The organism is Sulfurovum sp., assembly GCA_026990595.1.
GTDB lineage: Bacteria > Campylobacterota > Campylobacteria > Campylobacterales > Sulfurovaceae > Sulfurovum.
Window position 1 is genome coordinate 1 of record JALXCZ010000051.1, and the last position, 9,865, is coordinate 9,865.

Sequence of the window (9,865 nt, forward strand, 5' to 3'; positions counted from 1 at the left end):
ATCAGGGGTAAAAAGAGTATTATTGTTTTTTTCATAACGATAATTATAGACGAATGGTTTTAAAATAGACTAAAATATAGAGGTTCTCTATTATTTTTTATCTTGGTACTGCTCTTCTTGGAAGTTTCATCCCTGCTTTCCATGGTGTGGTATATTTATTGCTAGTGATCTTCATTTTTTTCAGAGGCGCATGACAGGTCATATATTTTGCTCTTTCATCTTCACTGAGGTAACGCCTGCAAAGTTTGATACGTTTAATGTAACGAGGTTCCTTGTTAAAATTGCTAATGACCACTTTTCTGTCTTTACTGCTTGCCTGGGCAAACCAACCGTCACCGAGGTAAATGCCGACATGACTGATGCGTCTGCTTCGTCTGTTGGTTGAACCAAAGAAGATCAGATCACCGTAATAGAGGTCTTTAAATGCAACCTTTTTGCCCATTTTTGCCTGTTCACATGCAGTACGCGGTATCTGTAGACCCATTTTCCCGTAAATATTGTAAGTAAGACCCGAGCAATCAAAAGCATCAGGTCCTTCTTCTGCCCAAACATAGGGTTTTCCAAGATAGGAGAGTAACAGTTCCTGAATATTTTTTCTGTGAGGTTCGCAGGTGATCTCTGGTTTGATTATGTCATAGTTCGGATAATGATAAGGTTTGGCTTTTTGTGCACATCCGGTTACAAGAAACAGTATACATAAACATGATGAAATATATTTCACAGATAACCTTTATTAGAGTATGAGCATAGCATCGCCGTAAGAGAAAAATCTATAGTTTTTTTCAATAGCCTCTTTATATAATTGTAACGTTTTTTCTCTTCCTATAAAGCTACTGACTAACATAATGAGTGTACTTTTGGGCAAATGAAAATTAGTGAGCAGATGGGTAACTCTCCGGGGTGGATTGTGAGGGTTTAAAAAGAGATCACATTCTCCCTGTGTTATTTTTGTTCGTACGTAGTACTCTATGGTTCTGGTCACTGTGGTCCCTATGGCTAAAACAGGTTTGTCATTGTCTAGTATTCTGGCAGCTTCATTGGAGATATGAAAGTACTCAGAATGCATGGGATGTTCAAGTATTTTTTCAACTTCTACAGGCTTAAAGGTACCGGCTCCTACATGCAGGGTCACTTTATGTGTTTTGTGCCTTTTTTCGAGTGCAGTAAAGAGTTCAGGTGTAAAGTGTAAAGATGCAGTAGGTGCCGCTACTGCTCCTGCATGTTCGGCAAAAAGGGTTTGGTAGTCTGTTTCATCCTCTTTATTGTCTTCTCTTTGCATATAAGGGGGCAGAGGAATATGTCCTATTTTATCAAGCACAAGTACCAATTCTTCAAAACGTATCTCCTTGTCCCTATGGGTAAAAGTAACGATACGGGAACCGTCTTTATTAAAATCTGTCACTGTTGCTGTAAGGGCATCATCAAAGAGAAGCTGGGTACCTATTTTTACCTTACCGCGTATTAGTACCAAATAGTGATGTGCATCCAAAGGTTTGTTAAAAAGGAGTTCAACTTTTCCTCCACCTTGAGAGTTTAGTGCTTTTTTATGACCAAAAATACGTGCTTTAATGACACGGGTATCATTAAGAAATACATTGCATTCTTTAGGGAGAAAGTTTAAAAGATGTTGGAAAGTGGTATGGGTAACCGTGTTGGTTTTTCTGTCGTAAACCAACAGTTTTGCATGGTCTCTCGGGTGTACGGGAGTCGTAGCTATGAACCCATCCGGGAGTGCATAGTCGTAACTTTTTGTGAAGAGTTCCTGATCCATTGGTTATTTTTCTATGGTATCAGGAAGTATATTTTCATCGGTTTTGGTTCTGTTTTCTTCCTCTTCTATATCTTCTTTATCTGTTTCCTCTTCAGCAGGATTGACCATGCGGACGATCAGTATGGAAATACCATAAAGAATGACCAATGGTGCAGCCATGAGTAACTGTGTCAGAATATCTGGCGGTGTCAAGAGTGCAGCGATCAGGAAAATGATGACCACAGCATATTTAAAGAAGTCTATGAGTGTACGATCAGTGACTAGTCCAAGCAATGCAAGGAAATAGGCAAATACTGGAAGTTCAAATGCCAATCCGAAGCCCATCATGATCTTGGTGAAAAAGCCGACATAATCCTCTATATTGATAAACGGGGTATAGAGAAAAGAGCCAAAAGTGATGAGGAACTGAAATCCGAACGGTGTGACGATATAATAGGCAAAAAGTACACCGATAAAGAACATCACAGAACCGCCTGCAACAAAAGGAAGTACCATTTTCTTCTCATTGCTGTAAAGGCCGGGAGCAACAAAAAGCCATAGCTGATAGAGAATGAAAGGCAGAGCCCCTAACAGACCCGCAAAGAAAGAGACTTTTAAAGCTACAAAAAATGCACCACCCACCTGATGGGTAGTGATCTTTCCTTCAAAGCTTTTATGCTTGTGCTGGGTATTGTTGAGATCCAATCCTTTTAAAGTTTTGCTTAATTCACCTGCTGCCTGTGCTGCCTCTTTAAGAAGTATGCCAAGTTTGCTGTCTGCTACTTCCGAAGCCTCTTGTAGATGTTTTTGCAGTTTTGTTGCTGCATTCTGGGCTGGAGATGGCTGTGTGGTTCTGTTCTGTTCGGCAGTTTTCATCTTCCAGGTAGCTTTGTCCTGAGACTCTATGATACGTCCTACCTGAGTAAGTGCATTGTTAAGCGGTTGGGTGATCCATCCCAAAATACTGTTATGAAATGTAAATGCAATAATAAAAGCAATAAAAACAGAAAGAACCGAAAGTCCAAGTCTCTTGCGGAGCTCTGCAAGGTGTGGTCGTAGTTCGTCAAACATTATGCATCACCTTCTGTCTCATCATTGTCTTTTTGCTCATCATTGTCTTTTTGCTCGTTTTTGTCTTTTTTTGTCTTCTTCTTCTTTTTTGCAAAAGTGACGGTATCATTTTTAGGTTCTACCGGTGTAGTGGAAGCCTTGGCATAAGGATCCTCCTTTTTGGGAGGTTTTTCTTCGATAGTTGGCTTGTCAGCTTCTAAAATATCGTTCATATCATCAAGATCAATATTTTTAAAGCCTTTTAGCTCACTGGTCGCACTGTCCAACTGTTGTTTATAATTGAGTGCTTCTTCTTTAAGATCTGCTATTTTCATCTCTTCTTCCAGTGAATTTTTTGCATCTGAAACTGTTTTCTTTACACTTTTGATAAACTTTGCGATCTGTATCATTGCTTCAGGAAGCTTATCCGGTCCTAAAAACAGGATCGCGATCACAGCAATAAGAAGTAATTCGGTAAATCCGATGCCAAACATAGTGAACCTTCATTTTTTAATAAGAGTATTTTAGCCAATTATCCTAAAAGGAAGAGTGCCAACTCATCACTGAGAAAGAAATTATTGTTATAGTAATGTTTATTGTCACATTTCAGCTTCTTCTCCTGACATAGTATTTCTATTCTTTGTTGCATCTCCTCTGTAAGCATAGATTTTTCTAACCCTATAATGGAACGTAATCCTAAAAATATTTTTTCAGTAAGCAGTTCATCAGAAGAGAGAAGTTCTTCTGTAATGTGCAGTGGATTGTTAATATATGCTTCTATATCGGTGTTTGGGTAGAAACGTCTGTCTTTTAAAAAACCGACTGCACCTGAACCTGCACCAATATAATTTTTAAGTTCCCAATATCCCTTATTGTGTTTGCTTTGATATTTTCCGAAATTAGAGATTTCATAGGCATTGAAACCTCTTTTTTCTATCTCTTCACTGACAAAGAATGCAAGATTTTCATCTTCCTGCCGTACCTCTGGTGTAGTAGAGAATTTTGTACCGTCCTCAATGGTAAGTTCATAGGCTGAAATATGGTCTATAGGGAGTTTAAAAGCCTGTTCTATGTCATTTAGAAGTAAAGTTTTAGTGTCACCCTGATAGTTATAGATAAGATCAATAGATAGATGTTCAAAGCCAAGCTCTTTGGCAACCATAACAGCATCTTTTGCCTGTTTTGGTGTATGTGCACGGTTAAGTGCTTTGAGTTTGTTCTCATCAAAACTCTGCACACCAAAACTGACACGATTTACACCAATATCCTTCATCCCTTTTAACCATGTTCTGGTAGCAGAATTTGGGTTTGCTTCTGTGGTGATCTCAGCCTCTTTCTGCATGTAGGGTTTAAGCAATTCAAAGATGGGGGTATAGAGCTCAGGGGCAACAGTGGAAGGTGTTCCTCCCCCTATAAAAAGGGTTTCTATGCTCTCTTTGGATGCTTTGAATCTTTTGAGTTCAAAAGAGAGCTGTGTATGAAGTGCCTTCATATAATCTATACGTGTATCAAATTTATCAACATAGGAGTTAAAGCTGCAATAGTGACATTTGGAGTCACAGTAGGGAATGTGAATATAAACTAAAATTTTAACCCCTTTTCAAATGGTTGTAACTCTGTTTTAGATAAAATCATATCAGAATTATTTAAAAATTATAATTGAAATGAGTAGTATTTATGCAGAACAAAAAGCGTTATCGCCCGAATGTTGCAGCAGTCATACTCTCTTCAAAATATCCGGATAAGTGTGAGTTCTTTGTAGCGCATCGCAGTGATATCAGAAATGCATGGCAATTTCCTCAAGGAGGTATCGATGAGGGTGAAACACCTCATGAAGCACTTTACAGGGAATTGTTAGAAGAAATAGGGTGTAATGAAGTTGAGATACTGGGTGAGTTCCCTGAATGGATCACCTATGATTTTCCTTCTGTTGCAAAAGGGAAATGTTATCCTTTTGACGGACAGACCCAAAAGTATTTTTTAGTACGTCTCAAAGAGGAAGCGAAGATCGATCTGGATGCATTTGAGATACCGGAATTTAAAGAGTATGAATTCATAGGATATGAAGAGCTGTTTCAAAAAGTTACTTACTTTAAGCGAAGAGTTTATCGTAGAGTGATCGATTATTTTATAGATGAGGGAATGTTGTAGATGTTAATTGTACAAAAGTACGGTGGTACAAGTGTTGGCGGTTTGGACCGTATTGAAAATGTAGCGAACAGAGTTGCCAAAGCAAGAAAAGAAGGGCATGATCTTGTGGTTGTTGTTTCAGCCATGAGTGGTGAGACCAATAAGCTGATAGAATATGCCAACCATTTTTCAAGTACTCCTGAAAAAAAAGAGATGGATATGCTTTTAAGTTCAGGAGAGAGGGTTACCGCAGCACTGCTTGCGATTGCTCTACAGTCTAAAGGGTTTGATGCTACGGCAATGACAGGACGTCAGGCAGGTATTGTGACAGATGATACACATACCTATGCACGTATTGAGTCTATTGACCCGACTGCTATGTATAATGCCATTAAAGCGGGAAAAATTATTATCGTAGCCGGTTTTCAAGGGATCAACAAGAACGGTGCTGTTACTACACTTGGACGTGGTGGTTCAGACCTTTCTGCGGTTGCCTTGGCGGGTGCATTAAAGGCAGATCAATGTGAAATCTACTCAGATGTAGACGGTATCTATACGACAGATCCACGCATAGAACCCAATGCAAAGAAGCTGGATAGCATATCATACGATGAGATGCTTGAACTCTCTTCTTTAGGAGCAAAGGTATTACAGAACCGTTCAGTGGAATTGGCAAAGAAACTAAAAGTAAAACTCTATGCGAAAAGCAGTTTTTCGGAGAATGAAGGTACATTGATAACAGAGGAGAGTAACAGTATGGAAGCAGTATTGGTAAGTGGTGTGGTGCTAGATAAAAATCAGGCAAGAGTAACTCTTAGAGGGGTCGTAGACAGACCGGGGATCGCAGCAGAAATATTTACAAAATTGGCAGATGAAAACGTTAATGTAGATATGATCATACAGAATGTAGGTACAGACGGGCTGACCAACCTCGGATTTACTGTGCCTCAAAGTGAATTAGATAATGCGAAGCAGGTAGTTGAATCTTTCGGGCATGATATTCAAGGCATAGATTTTGATGAATATGTCTGTAAGGTATCTGTTGTTGGTGTAGGAATGAAGTCACATTCCGGTGTAGCAGCTACTGCCTTTACTGTTTTGGCAGACAATAACATCAATATTCAGATGATCTCAACTTCTGAGATAAAAGTCTCCATGGTCATAGATGAAAAGTACGGAGAGCTTGCTATCCGTACACTGCATGAAGCATACGAGTTAGATAAGTAGGTAATATAGATGCAAAAGTTACTCAAATGGACACTTGAAACCATACGTGAGGAGGAATCCTGCTTCTCATGGATGGAAGAGTACCGTTATGAGTGGGCTCCTTTAGTTAAAAGTGCTGTAACGCAAGTAGTAGAAGGCAAGACAGTACTTGTTATTACAGATGAATCACATAAGTGGTTCGGTAAATATATTTTAAATGCTGTGAATGATCTACGTAAAAACAGACCTCTTTTACCTTTTTATCAACTAACAGAGTGCTTTCCCAATCTACAAAATATCAACTCTACACAGGATATACAGCTCCTTGAAGATATGCTTGAACTCTCCTATCCTGGTGGATACTATATTTGGTATATCGGTAGAGGAGACCACCCCTATACTAAATTAGCCTACAGAAACCATGATAATTTCCTGTGGGTACTGGATGAAGAAGTTCAGAACAGTTTTGCTTTACGCAGTCGTGATCCTCTTTTAGATATTAAACTTCTGCAACTCTATAAGCTTTTTGATATGACTATCTCAGAAGTACTCTTTGGGGATCTAGACCTCGAATCATGAAATTGATCTCTCAAGTTATTATCACAACAAATATTGAAGATACGATCTTAAAACTTGAGCTACTTCAAGAAAACGAACGTTTTGTAAAGATCATCAAAGAAGATACCTTTCTAGTGGAAGATGCCAAACTTGCTATAGAAAAAGCCTATATGGCAAGTGAAGAGATTACGGTGATCATCCTCGCTGCGAAGACATTTTCCCCGGTTGTACAGAATAAACTCCTAAAAGTCATAGAAGAGCCGCCAAAGAATAAAGAGTTTATTATACTCACACAAAGCAAATCAACAATCCTTACTACAATCCGCTCCCGGCTGCCTATTTCCGTGCTTTCTGAAGTAAAGGAAGAGGAAGACCTTGGGTTGGTGCTATCCAGTCTCTCTTTGGGTTCTGTCTATGAATTTATACAGACACATAAACGTACCGATGCAAAAGTGATGAAAAGGCTTATAGAACGCATTAGTAAAGAGGCTATGCGTTCGGGGAGTTATGATCTGGATGAAAAGACATTGGTGTTGTTTTCCAATGCTTTTATGGCTTTGGATGTGGGGTCACCTCCGCAGTTTGTGTTGAATGCTTTGTTGTTAAAGTTGTTGGCTCGTAAAAAACGGTAAAAAAGAAATGGTACAATTGTGTAGGGTGTTGTCCCATGACAACACCAATTATTATGGGTATTGAATTTATCGGTGTTGTGAGGGCACAACACCCTACAAAGGGTATGAATGTACATCTATAAATTAGGAAGTATCAAAGATAAAAAAGCTGCACTTAAAGCACTTGGGGTTGAGTCTGGTGGTGTGGGGATTATGGCTAAAAAGATGGAGTTGATGTACTTCTTCATTAAAGACATTAAGACTCCTGCGGCAAATATACTTAAGCAAGATGCCTTGAGTATTGGAGCGGACTTGGCTGTACCGGGTGGGGTGATACTTTGTGAGAAACCTACCTATGACTGCATACTTATAGGTACGCGTAAGCATATGGAAATGCTCTCCAAAAAAGAACTAGTGCAACCTTTTGATTTGAAGACTTTGGCTACAGATCTTAAAAAATTTCTTGCTATCAAAAGCCACCCTACACAAATCATGGGTGTGATTAATGCCAATGATGACAGCTTTTTTGAGGGGAGTCGCTTTCTAAAAGAAGATGCCGTCTCTCAGATAAAACAGATGATAGCCAAGGGTGCAGACATCATTGATATAGGGGCTGTCTCTTCCCGTCCGGGAGCAGCGTTGGTTAGTGGGTCTGTTGAACTGGGGCGCATCATACCCATTTGTGATGCCATTGCTTCTGAAAAACTTTATGAAAAGGCTACTTTTTCTGTAGACTCCTATACACCTTCTGTGGTAGAGTATGCACTAAAAAGTGGATTTACACTTATTAATGACATTACAGGAGCAAGTGATGATGCGATCATTGAACTGGCTGTAAAGTATGATGCAAAACTCTGCATTATGCATATGCAAGGCACACCGACAACCATGCAGAAAAATCCTGCTTATGAAGATGTCATGGTAGAAGTCTCTGAATTCTTTGAAGAGCGTATATCAAAATGTGAAGCTTTGGGAATGGAGAGAAAAAACATTATTTTGGATGTAGGCATAGGCTTTGGCAAAACCTTGGAACACAACCTCACACTCATTAAAAACATGGCACATTTTAAAGTCTTTGGGTGTGAAGTCTTGGTAGGTGCTAGTCGTAAGTCTATGATAAATAAAATTATCCCAACACCTGTGGAAGAACGGTTGGCAGGAACATTGGCTATTCACCTTAAAGCTGTAGAAAATGGTGCGAGTATTGTGCGTTGTCATGATGTGATGGAACATGTGCAGGCTTTGGCTGTGTATGAAGCAATGCAATGAAGCATTTAAGAGGTTAACATTTTATGAGTAGCTATAAACCACCCTATACAATAACTAATAAAATTTTAAAAAATGTTAGTGATATTATTGAGCTTAAAAGTAAACTAAATAGAAGGGTAATATAACAGAGTGGAAAGAGTATACATATATAGCACACTAATCCCAAGGATAAGCAAATGACAAAATTGATTATAATATTTTTAATAACAACCTCCCTATTGTTCGCTGGTGACTCCTTTATGGAGCATTGGACGATTGCTCATTGGGCAATAGTATGTTCAGTAATATTTTTGTTGATACTCATTCCTTTTTGGCCGATAGTGGCTTTAATTGGTAAAATCAAAAATGATTATATATTTATTGTGCTAATCTTTATGAGTTTAGGCATTATTGCCATTTCCGCAATCTCCATATCTACTGATAGCTATATTAAAAGAAACTATACACGACATTATCGTGCGTATCATAAATTTCAAAAGCCCTCAACATATCATAGGCAACATTACGGAAATGATATTTTGGTCTCAGGTACAGAAGATCTTACTATCTTGGATATCCATACCCATATGATCGGTTCTCATGAAAAAGATGTTGCAATATATTTTTTAGCAAATGATAATACTATATATAAAAGCTCTTTTAATGGGACAGAACCCGTTGTGAAAATAATGGAGCTCAACACTACAAGAGAGTTTTGTATTGAGCATTGGCCAATTGATCCAGATGATATAGTTGTGTATGACAATAATGGCTATGCGGCATATTATAGATTGTCATATGAAAACTATAAGTATGTTTTTAATAAAAATGAAACAAAAAGAATTAATAGAAAACCTCATCTTAATTATATGAAAAGAGATAGAGATATAATCTTGTCATACAAGTACAAACATGACTTGAGACCGAAAATAATAAAAGAGAGAAAAGAGTTGCAGTTTAAAGATGTTACTCCCTTTAAAGTAAAATACGAACCAAAACTTGCATTAAAAATAGACAGGACAGGCTATAGTGGAGATATGAGCGACAGTGTATATGTGGTATACAAGAACAAAAAAGGCCTATACCGACTTCGTAATATGGCTACTGCAGAAAACAAACAGATACAAGAGAAAGTTAAATCTATCATCGAAAAAGCAATAGTACCAAAATGGAAAGCACCAAGTTCTATATTTGGAGTTTTATACGATAAGTTGACTGACTATCGTTCAAAAAAATGGATAATGCCTGATGTCTCCTCTTTGAAGATAAAGCAAGAGGATTTCGATAAGCTTCGTGTCTTTTTGATGGAAAA

11 protein-coding genes are annotated in these 9,865 nt (G+C 38.3%); 6 read left to right on the forward strand and 5 right to left on the reverse strand.

The annotated features are described in order from the left end of the window. Positions 1 to 97: 97 nt before the first annotated feature. From MVE01_RS10220 to hemW, 5 genes are read right to left on the reverse strand one after another with little or no spacing between them, the layout of a single operon-like run. Positions 98 to 721, reverse strand: coding sequence for a C40 family peptidase (locus tag MVE01_RS10220; RefSeq protein WP_472562086.1), 624 nt, complete (start codon positions 719 to 721; stop codon positions 98 to 100). 12 nt (positions 722 to 733) lie between these two features. Continuing rightward, positions 734 to 1,771, reverse strand: a complete 1,038-nt coding sequence (gene queA / locus MVE01_RS10225) for a tRNA preQ1(34) S-adenosylmethionine ribosyltransferase-isomerase QueA (RefSeq protein WP_472562087.1) — start codon at positions 1,769 to 1,771, stop codon at positions 734 to 736. Between the two features lie 3 nt (positions 1,772 to 1,774). After that, positions 1,775 to 2,821 carry a twin-arginine translocase subunit TatC gene (tatC, locus tag MVE01_RS10230; protein WP_472562088.1) on the reverse strand — a complete coding sequence of 349 codons (1,047 nt, stop codon included), beginning with the start codon at positions 2,819 to 2,821 and terminating at the stop codon, positions 1,775 to 1,777. Beyond that, a complete protein-coding gene (tatB, locus tag MVE01_RS10235) occupies positions 2,821 to 3,294 on the reverse strand; it encodes a Sec-independent protein translocase protein TatB (protein WP_472562089.1) in 474 nt (157 codons plus the stop codon). Before tatB ends, tatC begins: the two co-directional genes overlap by 1 nt. A gap of 38 nt (positions 3,295 to 3,332) precedes the next feature. Then, positions 3,333 to 4,388 carry a radical SAM family heme chaperone HemW gene (gene hemW / locus MVE01_RS10240; RefSeq protein WP_472562096.1) on the reverse strand — a complete coding sequence of 352 codons (1,056 nt, stop codon included), beginning with the start codon at positions 4,386 to 4,388 and terminating at the stop codon, positions 3,333 to 3,335. A gap of 89 nt (positions 4,389 to 4,477) precedes the next feature. Here hemW and MVE01_RS10245 point away from each other — a divergent pair, with 89 nt between their 5' ends. The 6 genes from MVE01_RS10245 to MVE01_RS10270 form a co-directional block, all read left to right on the forward strand. Beyond that, positions 4,478 to 4,951: an RNA pyrophosphohydrolase gene (locus MVE01_RS10245; RefSeq protein WP_472562090.1), complete on the forward strand. Its 474-nt coding sequence runs from the start codon at positions 4,478 to 4,480 to the stop codon at positions 4,949 to 4,951. Next, positions 4,952 to 6,157 carry an aspartate kinase gene (locus tag MVE01_RS10250; protein ID WP_472562091.1) on the forward strand — a complete coding sequence of 402 codons (1,206 nt, stop codon included), beginning with the start codon at positions 4,952 to 4,954 and terminating at the stop codon, positions 6,155 to 6,157. 9 nt (positions 6,158 to 6,166) lie between these two features. Continuing rightward, positions 6,167 to 6,715, forward strand: a complete 549-nt coding sequence (locus tag MVE01_RS10255) for a HobA family DNA replication regulator (protein WP_472562092.1) — start codon at positions 6,167 to 6,169, stop codon at positions 6,713 to 6,715. Next, the gene (locus tag MVE01_RS10260; RefSeq protein ID WP_472562093.1) at positions 6,712 to 7,326 is read left to right on the forward strand and encodes a DNA polymerase III subunit delta'; all 615 of its coding nucleotides are present in this window, start codon (positions 6,712 to 6,714) and stop codon (positions 7,324 to 7,326) included. The genes MVE01_RS10255 and MVE01_RS10260 overlap by 4 nt, the downstream gene beginning before the upstream one ends. A 108-nt stretch (positions 7,327 to 7,434) precedes the next feature. After that, positions 7,435 to 8,574, forward strand: a complete 1,140-nt coding sequence (folP, locus tag MVE01_RS10265) for a dihydropteroate synthase (protein WP_472562094.1) — start codon at positions 7,435 to 7,437, stop codon at positions 8,572 to 8,574. Between the two features lie 176 nt (positions 8,575 to 8,750). Then, positions 8,751 to 9,865, forward strand: a 1,115-nt coding sequence (locus tag MVE01_RS10270) for a hypothetical protein (protein WP_472562095.1), incomplete at its 3' end; no start/stop codon positions are given.